The sequence below is a fragment of the Salinisphaera sp. RV14 genome, from assembly GCF_052044135.1.
GTDB lineage: Bacteria > Pseudomonadota > Gammaproteobacteria > Nevskiales > Salinisphaeraceae > Salinisphaera.
Map to the genome: position 1 here is coordinate 1 of NZ_JBQDYF010000014.1, position 18,729 is coordinate 18,729.

General features: G+C 64.2%; 20 protein-coding genes and 1 tRNA gene. 3 read left to right on the top strand and 18 right to left on the bottom strand.

What is annotated here, in order from left to right; translation table 11 throughout:
- Positions 1 to 81: 81 nt before the first annotated feature.
- The 6 genes from ACS8Y6_RS13400 to ACS8Y6_RS13425 all read right to left on the bottom strand — a co-directional run bounded on the left by ACS8Y6_RS13400 (position 82) and on the right by ACS8Y6_RS13425 (position 4,100).
- Entirely contained in the window at positions 82 to 333 is a 252-nt protein-coding gene (locus ACS8Y6_RS13400) for an FAD assembly factor SdhE (protein ID WP_158590741.1), read from the bottom strand.
- A 69-nt stretch (positions 334 to 402) separates the two neighbouring features.
- Entirely contained in the window at positions 403 to 1,182 is a 780-nt protein-coding gene (locus ACS8Y6_RS13405) for a succinate dehydrogenase iron-sulfur subunit (protein ID WP_440855744.1), read from the bottom strand.
- Positions 1,183 to 1,243: 61 nt separating this feature from the next.
- Entirely contained in the window at positions 1,244 to 3,037 is a 1,794-nt protein-coding gene (gene sdhA, locus ACS8Y6_RS13410; RefSeq protein ID WP_440848254.1) for a succinate dehydrogenase flavoprotein subunit, read from the bottom strand.
- Positions 3,037 to 3,423 carry a succinate dehydrogenase, hydrophobic membrane anchor protein gene (gene sdhD, locus ACS8Y6_RS13415; RefSeq protein WP_440848253.1) on the bottom strand — a complete coding sequence of 129 codons (387 nt, stop codon included), beginning with the start codon at positions 3,421 to 3,423 and terminating at the stop codon, positions 3,037 to 3,039. Before sdhD ends, sdhA begins: the two co-directional genes overlap by 1 nt.
- 31 nt (positions 3,424 to 3,454) lie before the next feature.
- Complete coding sequence (gene sdhC / locus ACS8Y6_RS13420) at positions 3,455 to 3,841, bottom strand: succinate dehydrogenase, cytochrome b556 subunit (RefSeq protein ID WP_440848252.1); 387 nt, start codon at positions 3,839 to 3,841, stop codon at positions 3,455 to 3,457.
- A 40-nt stretch (positions 3,842 to 3,881) separates the two neighbouring features.
- On the bottom strand, positions 3,882 to 4,100 hold the full coding sequence (locus tag ACS8Y6_RS13425; RefSeq protein WP_440855745.1) for a DUF1674 domain-containing protein: 219 nt from the start codon (positions 4,098 to 4,100) through the stop codon (positions 3,882 to 3,884).
- A gap of 101 nt (positions 4,101 to 4,201) precedes the next feature.
- Between ACS8Y6_RS13425 and ygfZ the strand changes: the two genes are divergently transcribed.
- A complete protein-coding gene (ygfZ, locus tag ACS8Y6_RS13430; RefSeq protein WP_440855746.1) occupies positions 4,202 to 5,095 on the top strand; it encodes a CAF17-like 4Fe-4S cluster assembly/insertion protein YgfZ in 894 nt (297 codons plus the stop codon).
- A 31-nt stretch (positions 5,096 to 5,126) separates the two neighbouring features.
- Here the strand turns inward: ygfZ and lysS are convergent, their stop codons facing one another.
- Both lysS and prfB read right to left on the bottom strand, forming a co-directional pair.
- Positions 5,127 to 6,635, bottom strand: coding sequence for a lysine--tRNA ligase (lysS, locus tag ACS8Y6_RS13435; RefSeq protein ID WP_440848249.1), 1,509 nt, complete (start codon positions 6,633 to 6,635; stop codon positions 5,127 to 5,129).
- A gap of 15 nt (positions 6,636 to 6,650) precedes the next feature.
- Positions 6,651 to 7,749, bottom strand: a protein-coding gene (gene prfB / locus ACS8Y6_RS13440) for a peptide chain release factor 2 (RefSeq protein ID WP_440848248.1) whose coding sequence is annotated in 2 segments (ribosomal slippage) — positions 6,651 to 7,676 and positions 7,678 to 7,749 — 1,098 coding nt in all. Because the reading frame shifts where the segments join, the coding sequence is not laid out codon by codon here.
- Positions 7,750 to 7,949: 200 nt separating this feature from the next.
- Between prfB and ACS8Y6_RS13445 the strand changes: the two genes are divergently transcribed.
- Together ACS8Y6_RS13445 and ACS8Y6_RS13450 are read left to right on the top strand one after the other, a co-directional pair.
- Positions 7,950 to 9,131, top strand: coding sequence for an OmpA family protein (locus ACS8Y6_RS13445; RefSeq protein ID WP_440848247.1), 1,182 nt, complete (start codon positions 7,950 to 7,952; stop codon positions 9,129 to 9,131).
- Between the two features lie 150 nt (positions 9,132 to 9,281).
- Positions 9,282 to 9,773, top strand: coding sequence for a DUF6231 family protein (locus ACS8Y6_RS13450; RefSeq protein WP_440855747.1), 492 nt, complete (start codon positions 9,282 to 9,284; stop codon positions 9,771 to 9,773).
- Between the two features lie 141 nt (positions 9,774 to 9,914).
- Here the strand turns inward: ACS8Y6_RS13450 and gluQRS are convergent, their stop codons facing one another.
- The 10 genes from gluQRS to thrS all read right to left on the bottom strand — a co-directional run bounded on the left by gluQRS (position 9,915) and on the right by thrS (position 18,483).
- Entirely contained in the window at positions 9,915 to 10,829 is a 915-nt protein-coding gene (gene gluQRS, locus ACS8Y6_RS13455) for a tRNA glutamyl-Q(34) synthetase GluQRS (RefSeq protein WP_440855748.1), read from the bottom strand.
- Between the two features lie 125 nt (positions 10,830 to 10,954).
- Positions 10,955 to 11,031: transfer RNA gene (locus ACS8Y6_RS13460), tRNA-Pro, on the bottom strand.
- Positions 11,032 to 11,078: 47 nt separating this feature from the next.
- Positions 11,079 to 11,420 carry a MerR family transcriptional regulator gene (locus tag ACS8Y6_RS13465; protein WP_440855780.1) on the bottom strand — a complete coding sequence of 114 codons (342 nt, stop codon included), beginning with the start codon at positions 11,418 to 11,420 and terminating at the stop codon, positions 11,079 to 11,081.
- Between the two features lie 10 nt (positions 11,421 to 11,430).
- Positions 11,431 to 11,724 carry an integration host factor subunit alpha gene (locus tag ACS8Y6_RS13470; RefSeq protein WP_440848244.1) on the bottom strand — a complete coding sequence of 98 codons (294 nt, stop codon included), beginning with the start codon at positions 11,722 to 11,724 and terminating at the stop codon, positions 11,431 to 11,433.
- Position 11,725: 1 nt separating this feature from the next.
- The gene (gene pheT, locus ACS8Y6_RS13475) at positions 11,726 to 14,110 is read right to left on the bottom strand and encodes a phenylalanine--tRNA ligase subunit beta (RefSeq protein ID WP_440855749.1); all 2,385 of its coding nucleotides are present in this window, start codon (positions 14,108 to 14,110) and stop codon (positions 11,726 to 11,728) included.
- Positions 14,111 to 14,119: 9 nt separating this feature from the next.
- Positions 14,120 to 15,121 (bottom strand): phenylalanine--tRNA ligase subunit alpha, encoded by a 1,002-nt coding sequence (pheS, locus tag ACS8Y6_RS13480; protein ID WP_440848242.1) that lies wholly within the window; start codon positions 15,119 to 15,121, stop codon positions 14,120 to 14,122.
- A gap of 132 nt (positions 15,122 to 15,253) precedes the next feature.
- Positions 15,254 to 15,607 carry a 50S ribosomal protein L20 gene (rplT, locus tag ACS8Y6_RS13485; RefSeq protein WP_109994332.1) on the bottom strand — a complete coding sequence of 118 codons (354 nt, stop codon included), beginning with the start codon at positions 15,605 to 15,607 and terminating at the stop codon, positions 15,254 to 15,256.
- A gap of 79 nt (positions 15,608 to 15,686) precedes the next feature.
- Positions 15,687 to 15,884, bottom strand: a complete 198-nt coding sequence (rpmI, locus tag ACS8Y6_RS13490; protein WP_109994331.1) for a 50S ribosomal protein L35 — start codon at positions 15,882 to 15,884, stop codon at positions 15,687 to 15,689.
- A 40-nt stretch (positions 15,885 to 15,924) separates the two neighbouring features.
- Entirely contained in the window at positions 15,925 to 16,473 is a 549-nt protein-coding gene (gene infC, locus ACS8Y6_RS13495; protein ID WP_109994330.1) for a translation initiation factor IF-3, read from the bottom strand.
- Between the two features lie 102 nt (positions 16,474 to 16,575).
- Entirely contained in the window at positions 16,576 to 18,483 is a 1,908-nt protein-coding gene (gene thrS / locus ACS8Y6_RS13500; protein WP_440848241.1) for a threonine--tRNA ligase, read from the bottom strand.
- Between the last annotated feature and the right edge of the window lie 246 nt (positions 18,484 to 18,729).

The window sequence follows — 18,729 nt, forward strand, 5'->3', positions numbered from 1 at the left end:
TCTCGACGGATTTGCGGTCTCCAACGCGGCACGTGTACGAAACGGCAACAGGCCCCCGGCAACCGTCAATCTCGGCCGCGATCAGGTCCCCGGCGGGCGCTGGAACTCCCGGATGCGTGCCAGCAGTTCGCCCTGCGCGGGATTCTCGGGCTCGGCCCGCCCCATCATGAGCACCCACAGGTCGGGGTCCTCGTGATTGAGCAGATGCACGAACTCCGTGTGCTGCTGCTCGGTCAGCGTGTCGTAGTCCGACCGGACAAAACGCTCGAGCAGCACGTCCAGTTCCTTCATGCCGCGCCGACACAGCCAGCGCACGCGGGATTTTTCGCTCATATCAGCACCCGGACCGTAAAAGCCCCGCGCTGGCATCCAGCGCGGCGCGTCGGCGAATCGCACCGCCCATCAGGTGCGGCGTGCGACCATCAGCTTCTTGGTCTCCTGAATGGCCTTCGCCGGATTCAGGCCCTTGGGGCAGGTATTGGTGCAGTTCATGATCGTGTGGCAACGATACAGCTTGAACGGATCTTCCAGGCCGTCCAGGCGTTCACCGGTCGCTTCGTCTCGCGAATCCACGATCCAGCGATAGGCCTGCAACAGCACGGCCGGCCCCAGATAGCGCTCGGGGTTCCACCAATAGCTCGGGCAGGCCGTGGAACAGCACGCACAGAGGATGCACTCGTAGTAACCGTCCAGCTTGGCCCGGTCCTCGGGCGTCTGCAGGCGCTCGCGCGTGGGCGGCGTGGTATCGGTCTTGATCCACGGCTCGATCGACTCGAGCTGGGCATAGAAATGCGTGAGGTCGGGCACCAGATCCTTCACCACCGGCATGTGCGGCAGCGGGTAGATACGGACATCGCCGTCGATATCGGTGATACGGGTGGTGCAGGCCAGCGTGTTCTTGCCGTCGATGTTGAACGCGCAGGAACCACAGACACCTTCACGGCAGGAACGGCGAAAGGTCAGTGTCGGGTCGATCTCGTTCTTGATCTTGATGACCGCATCGAGAACCATCGGCCCGCAGCGGTCCAGATCGATCTCGAAGCTGTCCACCCGTGGGTTCTCGCCCGCTTCGGGCTCCCAGCGATAGATGCGGAAGGTCTTGGTGTTCTTCGCATCCTTGGGCGCCGGATGGCGCTTGCCCTTGGAGATACGCGAATTCTTGGGCAGTCGAAATTCAGCCATGCTGAGGCTCCATTTCCAAAGTGACCGGTCGGCGCACGGCGCCGACCGCGATTATCCAACGCTAGTAGACGCGTTCCTTGGGCGGGATGTGCTCCATCTCGTCGGTCATCGGATTCATGTGCACCGGGCGATACTCGATGCGCACATCGGTCTCGCCGCTGTTGTGCCAGGTGAGCGTGTGCTTCATCCAGTTCTCGTCGTCGCGCTCGGTGTAATCCTCGTGCGCGTGCGCACCGCGGCTTTCCTTGCGGTTGGCCGCGCCGTGCATGGTACAGATGGCACAGCCCAACAGATTCTCCAGCTCCATGGTCTCGACCAGGTCGCTGTTCCAGGTCATCGAGCGATCGGCAACCGAGACGTTGGCGAACGACTCGACTTCCTTGCCGATCTGTTCGACGCCCTCGGCCAGCATGTCGTCCTTGCGGAAGACCGCGGCGTATTTCTGCATCGAGGCCTGAAGGCTGTCGCGCAGCTCCGCGGTCGGCGTGCCGCCATCGGCGTGGCGCAGTCGGTCGAAGCGATCCAGCGCCTTTTCCTCGGACGCCCGTGTGTCGGCCTTGTGCATCTTGCCCTTGGGTACGATCTCTTCGCAGCGATGGGCGGCGGCCCGGCCGAACACGACCAGGTCGAGCAACGAGTTGGAACCCAGACGGTTGGCGCCGTGGACCGACACGCAGCCGGTCTCGCCGACCGCCATCAGGCCGGGCACGACGGATTCCGGATCGCCGTCCTTGAGCGTCACGACCTCGCCGAAGGCGTTGGTCGGGATGCCGCCCATGTTGTAGTGCACGGTCGGCAGGACCGGGATCGGCTCCTTGGTGGCGTCCACGCCGGAGAAGATGCGCGCCGTTTCGGTGATGCCGGGCAGCCGTTCGTGCAGCACCTCGGGGCCGAGATGCTCCAGGTGCAGGAGCATGTGGTCCTGCTTCTCACCCACACCGCGGCCTTCGTTGATCTCCACCGTTTCGGCACGGCTGACCACGTCCCGCGACGCCAGGTCCTTGGCGTTGGGCGCGTAACGCTCCATGAAGCGCTCGCCTTCCGAGTTGGTCAGGTAACCGCCCTCGCCGCGGGCGCCTTCGGTGATCAGGCAGCCGGCGCCATAGATGCCGGTCGGGTGGAACTGGACGAATTCCGGATCCTGCAGCGGCAGACCGGCGCGCAGCGCCATGCCGATGCCGTCGCCGGTACAGGTGTGCGCCGACGTACAGGAGAAGTACGCCCGGCCATAGCCGCCGGTCGCCAGAATCACCTGGTGAGCACGAAAGCGATGCAGCTTGCCGCCCTGAAGATCCCAGGCCAGCACACCCTTGCACTCGCCGTCCTCGGTCATCAGCAGGTCGATGGCAAAGTATTCGATGAAGAATTCGGCGCGGGCCTTGAGCGACTGTTGATACAGCGTATGCAGCAGCGCGTGGCCGGTCCGGTCGGCCGCGGCGCAGGTGCGCTGGGCGTTGCCCTTGCCGAAATGCGTGGTCATGCCGCCGAACGGGCGCTGATAGATCCTGCCGTCCTCGGTCCGCGAGAACGGCACGCCGTCGTGCTCGAGCTCGATGATGGCCGGAATCGCTTCCTTGGTCAGATATTCGATGGCGTCCTGGTCGCCGAGCCAATCGCCGCCCTTGACCGTGTCATAGGCATGCCAGCGCCAGTCGTCCTCGCCCATGTTGCCCAGCGCGGAAGCGATCCCGCCCTGCGCCGCCACGGTGTGGCTGCGCGTGGGAAACACCTTGGTCACGCACGCCGTTTTCAGGCCCGCGTCGGCCAGCCCGCGGGTGGCGCGCAGACCGGAGCCGCCGGCGCCGACGACGACGACGTCATGCTGATGTTCGATGATGTCATAGCTTTCGCTCATCAGGCGGCTCCCACAAGAATCATGAGTACGGAAACGATGGCCGCGACGGCCAGCAGGATGTTGATCAGTTGCAGCGCGATCAGGGTCGCCAGTTTGACCCCCTCGTTATGGATGTAGTCCTCCACGATCGTCTGCAGGCCCAGTTGCGAGTGATAGAAGATCGCGGCGAGATAGATCGCCAGCAGCGACGCCTGGAACGGCGAGGACAGCCAGTTGGTCACGCTCGAGTAACTGGCGCCGAACTGCGAGGCGAGGCACGCGACAAACCACAGGGTCAGCGGCACCAGCGCCACGGCACTCACGCGCTGGGCCCAGAAGTGGGCGGTGCCGGTCTTGGCGCTGCCCAGGCCGCGCGCCTGGGCCAGCGAAGAACGAATACTGCTCATAGCAAAATCTCCGAAGAACGTCGGCCGTCGATCAGGCGATCAGCGCCCAGATCCAGACGAAAATAGTCAGCGCCGCGGCCACGCCGATGGCGACGAAACCGGTCATGCGGGCCGTTTCCAGATCCAGGCCCACGCCGACGTCCCACACCAGGTGCCGGATGCCGTTGCACAGGTGGTAGAACAGCGCAAAGGACCAGAAGAACATGATCAGCTGTCCGAACCAGGATGCGAATACCCCGTTGACCGCCGCGTAGGCGTCCGGCCCATTGGCGGCGGCGATAAGCCAGACCGCGAGCAGCACGGCCCCGAGCGCGAGCACGATGCCGGAGGCACGGTGGGCGATCGAGGTCAGCATGGATATCTGCCAACGATAAATCTGCAGATGCGGCGAAATCGGTCGGTTCGGCTGACTACTCATACGGTCCCCGGCAGTCGTTTTAAGGAAAAATCGGACGAAATCAGAAGTCGATGCAGCGGCCGTTCTTCTCCCAGTCGCCATAACGCACCGGATCGGGGCCATCGCGACCGCCGTATTCCCTGGGCCGGGACTGTTCCGACAACGGTGTGGTGTCATCCGGCTCTGGCTGAACGCGATCGGGCGCGGACGGCGCGTCGGACGGCTCGCTCATGACTTCGGAACGGGGGTCGTCGACGGGCGTCGCAGGCTGCTTCGGCATACAAATACTCTAAACCTCGCGGGATGGGCTGGCAACCGCGCCGCGTCGGCGAACGGCGTTGCCACACATTGCTTTACAGTCGCTCTACAATACGGGCAAACATGCTTCTGGATGCACTCATGGGCGACGATACGCCTACCGACTCCCTGCGCCTCGGCGTAATCCGCGTGACCGGCCCGGACGCGGGTGAATTCCTGCGCGCACAGCTGTCTAACGATGTCTCGCGGCTCGGCCCCGACCGGCATTTTCTGGCCGCCTGGTGCGACGCGAAGGGCCGAACCCAACTGGTACTGCGCGTGGTGGCGACCGCGGAGGCCTATCTGCTGCTGCTGCCGCAATCGCTGATCGCGAGTGCGCTCAAACGACTGCGGATGTTCGTGCTGCGTTCGAAAGTGGAGCTGGCCGACGTCGGCGCACGCTACGGCATCGTCGGACTGCACGACGCCGACGCCGCGCCGCAGGTCAACGAAACCGCGATCCACGACGGCCAGATATGGCTCGGACTGCCCGGATCGGCCGAGCATCCCGGCCGCACGCTGGTGCTGCATGCGGCGGACACATCCGCGCCCGACCAGGCGCTGGCCGCTGATTCCAGCGCGTGGTTGTTGTCGGACATCGATGCCGGAGTACCGCAAGTGACCGCCGCCACCCAGGGCGAATTCGTGCCGCAGATGCTCAACCTGCACTGGCTCATGGCGGTCGATTTCGACAAGGGCTGTTACCCGGGCCAGGAAGTGATCGCGCGCCTGCATTACCGCGGCCGGTTGACGCGCCGCGTGTTCCGCCTGGCCTGGACCGGGACCTGCCCGATGCCGGGCGAGCCGGTCCACGACGAAACCGGCGATCTCGCCGGCCAGATCCTGCAGGCGGCGGGCGACGACGCAGGCCGGGCCCTGGCGGTCCTCAAGATCGAAGCCGCAGCCCGAAACGGGCTGCGCGCCGAGCACGCCGGCGCGCTGACGCCCCTGGCGCTGCCCTACCCGACGCCCGATTGAGCCGCAGACCACCGGCGGCGGGCCGGCCGCATCAGGCCGGCTTGCGGGGCCGCAACTGCGGGAACAGCAACACGTCGCGAATCGCACTCGCGCCGGTCAGCATCATCACCACGCGATCGATGCCGATGCCGGCGCCGCCGGTCGGCGGCAGCCCGTATTCCAGCGCCGCGATATAATCGGCATCGTAGTACATGGCTTCCTCGTCGCCCGCCTCCTTGGCTGCGGCCTGGGCCCGGAAGCGCTCGGCCTGGTCCTCGGCATCATTGAGCTCGGAGAAGCCGTTGGCGACCTCACGCCCGGCGATGAACAGCTCGAAGCGTTCGGTAACGCTCGGATCGTCATCGCGGCGCCGTGCCAGTGGCGACACCTCGGCCGGATAGTCGGTGACGAACGTCGGCTCGACCAGCCGATGCTCGACCGTGGCCTCGAACAGCTCGGTCAGCCACTTGCCGGGGCCCCAGCTGTCCTCGCCCTTGACGCCGGCGGCCGCGGCGACCGCCCGCAAGCGCTCCGCGTCGTCCAGGTCGGCCGCTTCGATGGCGTCGTTGTAGCGCAGCACCGCCTGCTTCATCGGCAGCCGATCGAACGGCTTGTCGAGCGCGACCGCGTTTTCGTTGCGCGCTGCGGGATACTGTTCGGTCACAACCCGCGACAACTCACGCAGCAGCGCCTCGATTTCGTCCATCAGCACCCGATAATCGGCGTAGGCCTGATAGAACTCGAGCATCGTGAATTCGGGGTTGTGTCGCGTCGACAGCCCCTCGTTGCGGAAATTGCGGTTGAGCTCGAACACACGCTCCAGACCGCCGACCACCAGCCGCTTCAGGTACAACTCGGGGGCGACGCGCAGGTAGAAATCGTGGTCGAGTGCGTTGTAATGCGTCACGAACGGCCGGGCTGCGGCGCCGCCCGGGATCGCCTGCAGCATCGGGGTCTCGACCTCCATGAAGCCGCGCCCCTCGAAGAAGCCGCGCACGGCCCGCAGAATCGCACTGCGCGCGGCGAATACCGCCCGCGCCTGCGGATTGATGATCAGATCGACATAGCGCTGACGATAGCGGGCCTCGGTGTCGGACAGGCCGTGCCATTTTTCGGGCAGTGGCCGCAGCGACTTGGTCAGCAGCTGCAACGCCACTGTCTTGACCGACAGCTCGCCCTTCCTGGTCCGGGTCAGCGTGCCGCGCACGCCGATGATGTCGCCGATGTCGAGCTGCTTGAATGTCTTGTACGCCTCCTCGCCCAACAGGTCGCGCTGCACGAACAGCTGGATCTGGCCACTGGCGTCCTGCAGCGTGGCAAAGCTGAGCTTGCCCATGACGCGCTTGGCCAGCATCCGCCCGGCCAGCGCGACTTCGGTGGCGTCGGCTTCGAGCGCCTCGGCATCGTCGTCCGCGTGCTGGCGCTGCAACGCGTCGGCGCTCGCGCTCGGGCGAAAATCGTTGGGGAATGCATGGCCGCTCTCGCGCCAGCCGGCCAGCTTCTCCTTGCGCTGGGCGACAAGTCGGTGTGTTTCCTCTGCGTTCGTCGGAGCGTCACTCATGTTTAAAGACCCTGGTTAAAGACCCTGCTTGAGGCTTTCTTCGATGAACTGATCGAGATCGCCGTCCAGCACGGCCTGCGTGTTCCCGACCTCGACCCCCGTACGCAGATCCTTGATGCGCGACTGATCCAGCACATACGAACGAATCTGGCTGCCCCAGCCGATATCGGACTTGTCCGCCTCGGTGGCTTCGGCCTCGGCCCGCCGCTGCGCCATCTCGCGCTCGTACAGCTTGGACTTGAGCTGCTTCATCGCCGTCGCACGATTCTTGTGCTGCGAGCGGTCATTCTGACACTGCACCACGATGTTGGTGGGCAGGTGGGTGATGCGCACCGCCGATTCCGTCCGATTGACGTGCTGGCCGCCCGCACCACTGGCACGATAGACATCCACCCGCAGATCCGACGGGTCGATTTCGATCTTGATGTCGTCGTCGATTTCCGGCGCGACAAAGACCGCAGCGAATGAGGTATGCCGGCGCGCCCCCGAGTCGAACGGCGATTTGCGTACCAGCCGATGAACGCCGGTTTCCGTGCGCAGCCAGCCGTAGGCATAGGGGCCCGTCACGGCGACCGTCGCACTCTTGATTCCAGCGACATCGCCGGCCGACAACTCGGTCACTTCGGTCTGAAAACCGCGATGTTCGCACCATCGCAAGTACATGCGCAGCAGCATCTCCGCCCAGTCCTGGGCCTCGGTGCCGCCCGAGCCGGACTGGATATCGACAAACGCATTGCTCGCATCCGCCTCGCCCGAGAACATGCGCTGAAACTCCAGCGCCTTGAGGTGGCGTTCGACGCCGTCCAGTTCGGCGTCGATCTGATCGACCACCTCGGCGTCGCTCTCGGCTTCGGCGAGTTCGAGCAACTCGTCACTTTCGGCAAGGGTCGCCGTCGCGGCGTCGATCGGCCCGACGATATCCTGCAGCCGCGCCTTTTCCTGCCCGTAGGCCTGCGCCTTGTCGGGCGCCTCGACCCAGATCTGACCTTCGGCCAGTTCCGCATCGAGCTCGCTCAGGCGGTCCTTTTTCTCAGCATGGTCAAAGATACCCCCGGAGGTCGCCCAAGCGCTCGCGCAGCGAGACCATGCGGGTTCGAACAGCGTTGACATCCATATAATTAAAGCTCGGCAGCGTCGGCAAAGCGGTGAATGATTGCAGGTTAGTTTTTATTTCACAACCTGGGCGCTGGATTGCGAACTTCACCAAAAGGTCGCATACTCTTCCAGCACGTCACCGGTCAGGAAACTTGCGTTTACCACTCGGTGAATGGGACCGCACAACAAACCTAAACCCGTTCAAGGGAGTTTTGAACTATGCAATTCAAGCAACCGCTTACCGCATGCGTTGCCGGCGCGCTGGGGCTCGCTGTCTCGGCCGGCGCCTTCGCGCAGGACAATGGCAAGCCGCAGGACAAGCGCTTCTATGTCGCGCCCATGGTGTCCTACGGATTCTTCAACAATGACACGATCGGCAAGTCCTCGGATAGCTTCGGTCGTCTGCATGTGAGCAACGACGATAGCGTGGGTGCCTCGCTCGCCGTCGGCAAGCCGATCAACAGCTGGTTGAACCTCGAGCTGTACGGCTTCTATTTCAATCCGGGCCAGAAGCTCAACGGCCAGGACGCGGGTAACGCCGACCTGTACGGCTTCGGTCTGGACGCATTGTTCTTCCCGGCCCGTGACACCCTGCCGGTATACGGCATCCTGGGTGCCGCCTGGGGCAAGCAGAACCCGGGCTACGGCTCGATCAACGGCAACAACGTCGGCAATAATGCGGATGCGCAGTATCTGGACGCCGGTGTCGGCTACATGTACACCCTCAACGATTACGGCCTGAAGGTCCGCGCCGAGTACCGCTATCGTTACACCACCGTCACCTCGTCCGACGTGCTCGGCGCCGGTTACGAGGACGCGCGTTACAACGACAACATCGTCTCCCTGGGTCTGCAGATCCCGCTGGGTGCGCCGCCGCAGGCGCCGCAGCCAGTCGCGGCGCCGGCACCGACCGGTCCGAAGGATAGCGACGGCGACGGCGTGATCGACGCCAACGACCAGTGCCCGGGTACGCCGCGCGGAACCGAAGTCGATGCCCGTGGCTGCCCGATCGAGAAGAAGGCCCCGATCGTCCTCAAGGGCGTCACCTTCAACTTCGATTCGGCCAAGCTGACCTCGCAGGCGGAAAATCGCCTGAACAACGTGGTCGACGCACTGAACGCCAGCCCGGACGTTGATTTTCGTATCGATGGCTACACCGACAGCATCGGTACTCAGAAGTACAACCTGGGCCTGTCGCAGCGTCGTGTGGATTCGGTCAAGAGCTACCTGACCAATCACGGCATCGGCGCCAGCCGCATCACCGGCACCAAGGGTCACGGCGAGTCCAACCCGGTCGCCACCAACAAGACCGCGGCCGGCCGTGCCCAGAACCGTCGCGTCGAGCTGCACGTCACCAACCAGGGTGACGACAACAGCACGAGCGGCAACAGCGGCATGTAATCGAAGGGTTAACACCCGACGATCACCGCTTGATGCGGGAAAGCCCGGCCTTTTCAGGCCGGGCTTTTTTATGCCGGCGATCCACGACTCGCGGGTATGCCGGCCCGCCCTTGCCGCGGCGACCGCTCGACGTATTAGACTGGGTGAACCATGGCCGTTCCCGACGATATACGCCGCTGTCTGCGCGACGAGATCGAACGCTACGACACAACGCGCTGCGTTCAGATTGCCCCGGCCGCCTCATTTGTCGACTGGGATGATCTGGGCGTAAGCCGCCTCGTTCTGGATCCGGATTTCGATGCCCGCCGGCCCCTGCCGACGGAACGTGCCGACCTGGCCGTCGTGCTCGATGCGCCGACAGTACTCTCGCGACAAGCCACCCGGGAATTGCTCGGACGGCTGCGCAACTATGCCGCAGGCGCGATCATCGCCGCCTTCCCCAGGGCAGAGACCGGCCGAGACAATGCCTGGTCAACCCGCGACTTTCTCGGCCTGGGGTTTCGCCGCCTCCCCTCGCAACGAGCGATCGAATCCGCCTACTGGCTGTACCGCTACGACATCTTCGATTACAAGATCACCCCCGACTGGCTGAATTCGCGCTACTGGGCCAATCCGGAGCAATGGGGCAAGCGTCGCTGGTAGGCACTGTCGATGTCGTTGGCGCGCGATGGATCTCGCCGGTCGTTTTCATAGCGGGCTCGGCCCGGGCACGTGCGGTATCGGCTGGATACAGCGCATGGCGCCCGTGCGCCTGCGCGACAGGTCGCGCAGGCGGCAACGCCGTCAGTTCCCGGCTGCGGTGGCAGCGTTCGTTCGACGGTACGTTCTTCGCCGCGGCACGCGATCCGCGTCCCAGTGTTCGACCGCCCAGTCGATCACGCCAGCCACCGAGTGCGCCGCAAGCGCGGCAGGCGGCCTCTGTCCGAGCAACAAGAGGCACTGGACCAGCTGTTCCTGACGTCGAACCGAATCCAGCGCCAGCGCGCCCGTGCTCTTGCCCAGCTTCTCGCCGGCCGCGTCCACGATTACCGGAATATGACCATAGGTCGGGGGGCAAAGATCGAGACAGCGATGGATCCAGACCTGACGAGGCGTGGACGACAACAGATCGGCGCCCCGTATTACCTCGGTTACCCCCTGCTCGGCGTCATCGAGAACGGTCGCCAGCTGATACGCCGCTACGCCATCGGCACGGCGTATCACGAAATCGCCGATGTCCGCCGCCAGATCCTGCGCATAGCGCCCCTGAATGCGATCGGCCACGGCAACGACGCCGGCATCGGCACGTAGCCTGACCGCGCGTGCGCATCGCCCCTGCGGAAGCCCGTCGCGGCACGTGCCCGGGTAGATGGGACCCTCGAGCCCCGCCGGCCCGCTCTGCGCTTCACGGCGGCTGCAAGCGCAGTCAAACGCCAGCGAAGCGTCGCGCAGGCCTGCCACAGCGGCAGCGTAGGCCGCGCGGCGTTGCGACTGATACAGAATCGGGCCGTCGTGCGTGAGACCGAAAGCCGCCAGTGTGTCGATGATGGCGCGGTCGGCGCCCGGCACCACACGGGGCGCGTCGAGATCGTCGATACGCAGGAGCCAGCGGCCGCCCTGGCTGCGGGCCTGGCAGAAGCTGGCCAGCGCGGCAATCAGGGACCCGAAATGCAACGGGCCAGTGGGCGATGGCGCGTAGCGTCCGACAATCTGGATCATATACCGATCCCGCAATCGTTACCCGCATTCCGGCCGAGCGCGCGCCAAGTCCGCGGCCGCGTCCCCATCCGCCATAAAAAAACCCTGCTCGGAGGCCGATGCAAGGCATTGCTCTGACAGTAAGATGGTCGGGGTAGCAGGATTTGAACCTACGACCTTCTGCACCCCATGCAGACGCGCTACCAAACTGCGCCATACCCCGACGAGCTGCGCATCATAGCAGACTCTGCGCCAGTGACAAGATGCGAATCACGGCGTCAGCAACTGCACGATCGATTCAAGCTCCCGCCTCACCGCGGCCAACGAATCGGCCGCGACCGCGTTGTCGTTCAATGAGGCGAGCGCCCGGCCCTTGCCCGCCAGTTGCTGGCGCGCCCCCTGAATGGTGAACCCCTGGTCGTAAAGCAGATGGCGGATGTCGCGCGCGATCTGAATATCGCGTTGCTGATAGTAGCGACGATTACCTCGCCGCTTCACGGGTTTGAGCTGCGAGAATTCCTGTTCCCAGTAACGCAACACGTGCGACTTCACCCGACACAGATCGCTCGCCTCGCCGATCGAGAAGTAGCGCTTGTCGGGAATGAGCGGCAGCGCCGCAGCTTCAGTTGTCGGTTCGGGACTCGACCCGGGCTCGCATTTTCTGTCCGGGCTTGAAGCTGACGACTCGCCGTGCCGAGATTGGGATTTCTTCACCGGTTTTAGGGTTTCGCCCTGGCCGCTCGTTCTTGTCGCGGAGTTCGAAGTTCCCGAAACCGGAGAGTTTGACGTAATCGCCGTTTTCGAGGGTGCTTCGAAGTTCTTCGAAGAAGAGATCGACAAATTCCTTGGACTCTCGCTTGTTGAAGCCAAGCTGTTCGAACAGCCTTTCCGTCAGGTCCGCTTTCGTAAGCGCCACGTCATTCCCCCCTGAGTCTGGCGTCGCAACGCGCGCGCAGAGCGTCGGTTACGTCAGTTATGATTCGATCCACCGTCTCGTCATTAAGCGTGCTCGTTTTATCTTGGAAAATCAAGCTCAAAGCCACGCTTTTCAAGCCGCTTTCCAGATCGTGGCCACGGAACACATCAAATACCTGGACGGACTGAATCAGGTCATTGTCCAACGCGTCGACGGCGGCGATCAGGTCGCCGACGGCCACCGTCTCGGGCACCACCAGCGCCAGGTCCCGAGTCACCCGCGGCTGATCGGACGGTGCGGTGTAACGCACGACATCGGTCGCTTCCAGGGCGCTGCGATCGATTTCGAACAAATAGGGCAGCGCCTGCCCCTTGTAGCGGCGAGCGAACCCGGGCGCCAGCTGCCCGACCCAACCCACGGGCTGACCACCCACGTAGATCCGTGCCGATCGGCCCGGATGCAGCGCCGGGTGCGTCTCGGGCTGCAGTTCGGGAACACTTCCGGCGCGTGCGAACAGCGCCTCGACATCGCCGCGCACGTCAAAGAAATCCACTTCGCGCGCGGTCTCGTCCCAATGCGGCGGGTGTGCCGCGCCGGCGATCAGGCCCGCGATCGTGTCGACCTGCGCCATCCCGTTCTCGGCCCCGGCTGCAGGCCAGAAGCGCAGGCCCTGCTCGTACAGGCGCACCCGTGACTGTTGCCGGCGGCTGTTGTGCGCCCATGCGCCCAGCAGGCCGGCCCAGAGCGTGCGCCGCATCACGATCATCTGCTCTGAAATCGGATTGTCCAGGGCCAGGGCCGCGGCATCGCCGGTGAGTTCGGCGTGCAACTCGGGGTCGACGAAACTATAGGTGATGGCCTCGTGGTAGCCGCGCTGGCGCAGCACCTCGCCGGGCAAGCTCGCTTCCAGCAGCGCATTGCCCACCCGCGCGGGCGGCAGGACGACGCCCGCGGCCTCGGCGGTTAACCGGTCGTAACCGTAAACGCGCGCGACCTCTTCGACCAGATCGGCTTCGATCGACAGATCGTAACGCCAGCTCGGCGGCACGACCCGCCACGCCTGATCGCCGACCGGCTCGCAGCCTGCGCCCAGGCCGATGAGTGCCGCCGCGATGAAGTCCCCGGGAATAGGCTGCCCGAGCAGTCGCGTCATCTGCTCGCCGTGCAGCTCGATGGTCCGGTCTTCGGGCCATACCGGCCGGCCCTCGACGATTGCCGCCGGGCCGCAGCGACCACCGCCGAACGCCAGCATCAGGGCACTGGCACGGTCCAGCGCGCGTGCATGCAGCGCCGGGTCCACACCCCGTTCGAAGCGGTGCAGCGAATCGGTATGAATCTTGTAGCGACGCCCCTGGCCAGCGACCGCCGCGGGCGTGAAACATGCCGCCTCGAACAGGATATTACTGGTGTTCCGGTCTACCGCCGTGCGTTGGCCGCCAATCATCCCGGCGATGGCGACCGGTCCCTCGTCGTCGGCGACGACGAGCGTATCCGCCTGGAGTTCGACGTCCTGGCCGTCCAGGGTGGTGATCGGCTCCCCGGCACGCGCACGCCGTACACGAATGCTGCCAACGAGCTTGTCGGCATCGAAGGCATGCATCGGCTGACCGATATCGAGCATGACGTAGTTGCCGATATCAACCGGCAGATTGATCGAGCGAATGCCGGCCCGGCGCAGGCGCTCGCGCATCCAGACCGGCGCCGCCGCGACCGGGTCCACGCCGTCGATACGGCGACCGGCATAGGCCGCGCACAGGTCGGCCGCCTCGATGACGATGTCAGCAGCCCCAGCGCTACCCTCGGCGGGCGGATCCGCCGGCGTATCGGCCAGTTCGGCGCCGAAGGCCACCGCGACTTCGCGCGCGACGCCGCGCATGCTCAAGCAATCGCCGCGATTCGGCGTGAGATCGATCTCGATCACCGTATCGTTGGCGTCGAGATAGTCGGCCAACGCGCAGCCTACCGGAGCGTCGGCCGGCAGCAGCCACAGCCCCGCGGTGTCGCCGCCCAATCCCAGCTCGGCGGCGCTGCACAGCATGCCGTTGGAGGCGACGCCGCGCAGTTTGGCCGCCTTGATCTTCATCCCGCCCGGCAGCCGCGCGCCGACTGTCGCCACCGGAACCCGGACGCCGGCGGCGACGTTGGGTGCGCCACAGACGATCTGCTGGCGCGCCGCACCGGTATCGACCTCGCAGACGCGCAGTTTATCGGCATCGGGATGGGCCTGGCAGCTGACCACCTCGCCCACCACCACGCCGCTGAGATCGGGCGCCGCCGGCTCGATGGCATCGACTTCCAGCCCTGCCATCGTCAGCTGCTCGGCGATCGCCTCGATGCTCGCGTCCACGGCCACCCATTCACGGAGCCATTGCTCGCTGATTCTCATAGCGCGTCCTTAAGCGAACTGCGCGAGCATGCGCAGATCGTTGTTGTAGAACTGGCGCAGATCGGTCACGCCATAACGGAGCATGGCCAGCCGCTCAATCCCCATGCCGAAGGCGTAGCCGGTGTAGCGCGACGGGTCCACACCGGCGGCTTGCAACACGTTCGGGTGGACCATGCCGCAACCCAGCACTTCCATCCAGCCGGACCCGGTGCCAAGTCCCAGGCCGTCGATGTCGACTTCGGCCGAGGGTTCGGTGAACGGGAAATACGACGGCCGGAAGCGCAGCGTGAGTTCCGTATCGAAAAACGCCTGAAGAAACGATTGCAGTTCCGCACGCAGCTCCGCGAAGCTCACATGCTCGGCGACGTACAGGCCCTCCACCTGATGGAACATTGGGCTGTGGGTGCGATCGGAGTCGTGCCGATAGACGCGCCCCGGCGCAATCACGCGGATCGGCGGTTGCCGCTGCTCCATGGTACGGATCTGAACCGGAGAGGTATGCGTGCGCAGCAACAGACGACCGGCGTCGAGGTAGAACGTGTCCTGCATGGCGCGCGCCGGGTGATCCGGCGGCACGTTGAGGGCTTCGAAATTATGATAGTCGTCCTCGATCTCGGGACCTTCCACCACCTCGAAGCCGCGCTGGACGAACAATGCCTCGATGCGGCGGCGGGTGAGCGTGATCGGGTGGATCGCGCCGGGCGTCTCGCCGCGCCCGGGCAACGTCACGTCAACCGACTCGCGCGCCATGCGCTCGGCGAACTGGCGCTCCTCGAGCGCGTGGCGCCGACGCTCGATGGCCTCGGCGAGCTCGCGCTTGAGCGCGTTGATCTCCGCCCCGGCCGACTTGCGTTGTGCCGCGGGCAGCGCGCCCAGGGACTTGAGGCGCGCGGTGATCTCGCCTTTCTTGCCGAGCAGCGCCACGCGCTGCGCATCAAGGGCGCGCAGATCCTCGGCCGCTGCGATATCCGACATCGCGCGTTGGCGCAACTGCTCGAGTTCACTCGTCATGCGCTCGGCCCTCCCGGCCGTCTCCGAACTACGGTTTGTTTTGAGGCCCGCAAAACAAAAGGGAAAGGCCACGGCCTTTCCCTTTGATCGCCATCCATCAAACAGCGCGCGACGGGCGCGCAGCGATCACAGCTATTGGGCGGCCTTGGCCTGCGCCAGAACGGCGGCAAACGTCGCCTTGTCGCGCACCGCGAGATCGGCCAGGATCTTGCGATCGAGCTCGATACCGGCCTTCTTCAAACCGTTCATGAATGTGCTGTAGGACATGCCCTGGGCCTTGGCGGCAGCGCTGATCCGGGTGATCCACAGCGAGCGGAAATCGCGCTTGCGATTGCGACGATCGCGATAGGCATACTGGCCCGCCTTGATGACCGCCTGGTTCGCCACCCGGAACGTGCGGCTGCGCGCGCCGTAGTAGCCCTTGGCCTTTTTGAGAATCTTCTTGTGACGGGCCTTGGCCGTCACGCCGCGACTGACTCGTGCCATTTTCGCGCTTCCTGTTGTAAATCTAATGGAAAGCGCGCCGAAGTCGGCGCGCTATGAATATCCGAGTGTCGGCAACGCCCTATTTATAGGGCAGCAGACGCTCCATCGGGCGCTGGTCCGCCTTGTCGACGAGGGCGCTCTTGGCCAGGCGCTGCTTACGCTTGGGCGCCTTCTTGGTCAGGATGTGATTCCCGAAGGCGCGAGCGCGCTTGAGCTTGCCGCTGCCGGTGCGCTTCAAGCGCTTGGCGGCGCCGCGATTTGTCTTGATCTTAGGCATACGACTCTCTTCTCGACTCGAACTGTAGGCGGTTACGCCGCTATTTCTTGCTGTTTCGGGGCACGCCCTTGATCGGGGACATGACCATGGTCATCAGGCGACCCTGCATTTCCGGCCGCTGTTCAACGGTGGCCCATTCCTCCAGATCGGACTGGACGTGTTCCATCAATTCCATGCCAAGTTCCTGATGGGCCATTTCACGACCCCGGAAACGCAGCGTGATTTTGATCTTGTCCCCGTCTTCCAGAAACTCTTTGAGCTTGCGCAGCTTGATGTTGTAGTCGCCCTTGTCGGTACCGGGGCGAAATTTCACTTCCTTGAGCTGCGTTTGCTTCTGCTTCGACTTGCCGGCTTGCTGCGTCTTCTTCTTTTCGAAGACGTGCTTGCCGTAATCCATGATCCGCGTTACCGGCGGGCTCGCATTCGGCGACACCTCGACGAGATCGAGATCATATTCACCGGCTTTCGCCAGCGCTTGCTCGATTGGCATGATGCCAACCTGTTCACCTTCGGGATCGATGACTCGAACTTCCCGCGCAGTGATCGCTTCGTTTCTGCGATCTTTTTGGGCAGCAGCGATTGTCGACATCCTCCTTGCTAAGCCGGCGTCACACCCGGTCGACCGGTCCGACGGGCGTAAAGCGCGCGATTATATATAAAACACCGCGTGAATTCTACCAGCTTGTTGGGTTCATTCTCGGTTCCTGATCTGGGTCGTCGCCCGTTCCACGAAATCGGCCACCGGCATGGCGCCGAGATCCTCACCATTTCGGGTACGAACGGCCACCGCGCCATCAGCCATCTCGCGATCGCCGACTACCAGCAGATAGGGCACACGTTGCATTGTATGCTCCCTGATCTTGTAGCCGACCTTTTCATTTCTCAAGTCCGTATCGACTCGGATGCCGGCATCCCGCAGGGTATGCGCCAGCGCCGACGCGTATTCGGCCTGGGCATCGGTAATGTTGAGAACAACCGCTTGCGTCGGCGACAGCCAGACCGGCATCGAGCCCGCATGGTGTTCGATGAGAATACCGATGAAGCGCTCGAGAGAGCCCAGTATGGCACGGTGCAGCATGACCGGCACCTGCCGATCGCCGTTTTCGTCGACGTATCCGGCGCCCAGCCGCTCGGGCATGGAGAAATCCAGCTGCATGGTGCCGAGCTGCCAGACGCGATTGAGACAGTCGCGCAGCGAGAACTCGATCTTGGGGCCGTAAAAGGCGCCCTCGCCCGGCTGCAGCTCGAAATCCAGGCCCTTGTCCTCGAGACACTTCTGCAGGGCCGCCTCGGACTTGTCCCAGATCTCGTCGGAGCCGACTCGCTTTTCCGGGCGCGTCGACAGCTTGATCAGCACGTCGTCGAAGCCGAAGTCAGCATAGACCTCGTACAGCAGGTCCGTGAACCTGGACACCTCTTCGCCCACCTGCGCCTCGGTGCAGAAGATATGCGCATCGTCCTGGGTAAAACCGCGCACGCGCATCAACCCGTGCAGCGTGCCCGAGGCCTCGTTGCGATGACAGGAGCCGAACTCGGCCAGCCGCAGCGGCAGGTCGCGATAGCTCTTCAGGCCGCGATTGTAGATCTGCACGTGCGCCGGGCAATTCATCGGCTTGACCGCGAACTGGCGATCCTCCGAACCGGTGATGAACATGTCGTCGGCGAACTTCTCGGCGTGGCCGGATTTCTCCCACAACGACAGATCGATCAGCGACGGTGTATGGACTTCCTTGTAGCCTTCGCGATCCAGGCGCGCGCGGATGTAGTCGGTGATCTGCAGATAGATCTGCCAGCCGCGGTCGTGCCAGAAGATCATGCCCGGGGCTTCTTCCTGGATATGAAACAGATCCTGCTTGCGGGCGATCAGCCGATGATCGCGCTTCCTGGCCTCCTCGAGGAAGACCAGATGCGCTTTCAGATCCTTCTCACTGGCCCAGGCGGTACCATAGATGCGGGTGAGCATCTCGTTGTCGGAGTCGCCGCGCCAGTAGGCGCCGGCCAGACTCATCAGCTTGAAGTGGCGCAGGTGCCGCGAGTTGGGCACGTGCGGACCGCGGCACATGTCCACGTAATCCTCGTGGTGATACAGCGCGATGGTCTCGCCTTCCGGGATTTCACGCACGATCGCCTGCTTGTAGGGCTCGTTGCGATCGGCAAACGTCGCCAGCGCCTTGTCGCGCGTGACCACTTCGCGGATCACCTCGTGATCGCGCTTGGCCAGTTCGTGCATGCGCGCCTCGATCGCCTCGAGATCGTCGGGCGTGAGCGCGCGGCCGATGTTGATGTCGTAATAGAAGCCATCGTCGATGACCGGCCCGATGGCCATCTGCACGTCGGGATACATCGTCTTGAGCGCCTGGCCGAGCAGATGCGCACAGGAGTGGCGGATGATGTCGAGCCCGTCCGGCTCGCGTGCCGTGACCAGTTCGACTTTCGCGTCATGATCGATGGGCACGGAGGCATCGGCCAGTTCGCCATCGATGCGCGCGGCAAGTGTGGCCCGGGCCAGGCCGGCGCCGATCGACTCGGCGACCTGCATGCCGGTCACGGCCTGATCGAACTGTTTGACGGTACCGTCGGGAAGCGTGATGGCGGGCATCGCGATGTCCTACTCAGTGGCGGCCGATACGAAGAGCCGCGTGCATGGCCGACCCGAGCGGGCCGCTGAAAGCAAAAAAGCCGCCGGCGAGAGCCAACGGCTGATTCTTCGATTCTGGTACGCATGGCCGGATTCGACAACACGACACCAACGCCGCAGGGCGACAGCAGGATCCACGTCTTCGCGAGAAGGCGACAACCGCGACCCGAAGGGTCGATGGTGACAATCCCACGATCCATCGCCACA

Bases quoted from the DNA above. Each gene is read 5' to 3' on its own strand.
- ACS8Y6_RS13400 (WP_158590741.1), bottom strand. From the start codon at position 333: ATGAGCGAAAAATCCCGCGTGCGCTGGCTGTGTCGGCGCGGCATGAAG.
- ACS8Y6_RS13405 (WP_440855744.1), bottom strand. From the start codon at position 1,182: ATGGCTGAATTTCGACTGCCCAAGAATTCGCGTATCTCCAAGGGCAAG.
- sdhA (WP_440848254.1), bottom strand. From the start codon at position 3,037: ATGAGCGAAAGCTATGACATCATCGAACATCAGCATGACGTCGTCGTC.
- pheT (WP_440855749.1), bottom strand. From the start codon at position 14,110: ATGAGAATCAGCGAGCAATGGCTCCGTGAATGGGTGGCCGTGGACGCG.
- thrS (WP_440848241.1), bottom strand. From the start codon at position 18,483: ATGCCCGCCATCACGCTTCCCGACGGTACCGTCAAACAGTTCGATCAG.
- ACS8Y6_RS13425 (WP_440855745.1), bottom strand. From the start codon at position 4,100: ATGCCGAAGCAGCCTGCGACGCCCGTCGACGACCCCCGTTCCGAAGTC.
- ygfZ (WP_440855746.1), top strand. From the start codon at position 4,202: ATGCTTCTGGATGCACTCATGGGCGACGATACGCCTACCGACTCCCTG.
- rpmI (WP_109994331.1), bottom strand. From the start codon at position 15,884: ATGCCTAAGATCAAGACAAATCGCGGCGCCGCCAAGCGCTTGAAGCGC.
- ACS8Y6_RS13445 (WP_440848247.1), top strand. From the start codon at position 7,950: ATGCAATTCAAGCAACCGCTTACCGCATGCGTTGCCGGCGCGCTGGGG.
- rplT (WP_109994332.1), bottom strand. From the start codon at position 15,607: ATGGCACGAGTCAGTCGCGGCGTGACGGCCAAGGCCCGTCACAAGAAG.
- sdhC (WP_440848252.1), bottom strand. From the start codon at position 3,841: ATGAGTAGTCAGCCGAACCGACCGATTTCGCCGCATCTGCAGATTTAT.
- sdhD (WP_440848253.1), bottom strand. From the start codon at position 3,423: ATGAGCAGTATTCGTTCTTCGCTGGCCCAGGCGCGCGGCCTGGGCAGC.
- ACS8Y6_RS13450 (WP_440855747.1), top strand. From the start codon at position 9,282: ATGGCCGTTCCCGACGATATACGCCGCTGTCTGCGCGACGAGATCGAA.
- infC (WP_109994330.1), bottom strand. From the start codon at position 16,473: ATGTCGACAATCGCTGCTGCCCAAAAAGATCGCAGAAACGAAGCGATC.
- gluQRS (WP_440855748.1), bottom strand. From the start codon at position 10,829: ATGATCCAGATTGTCGGACGCTACGCGCCATCGCCCACTGGCCCGTTG.
- pheS (WP_440848242.1), bottom strand. From the start codon at position 15,121: ATGACGAGTGAACTCGAGCAGTTGCGCCAACGCGCGATGTCGGATATC.
- lysS (WP_440848249.1), bottom strand. From the start codon at position 6,635: ATGAGTGACGCTCCGACGAACGCAGAGGAAACACACCGACTTGTCGCC.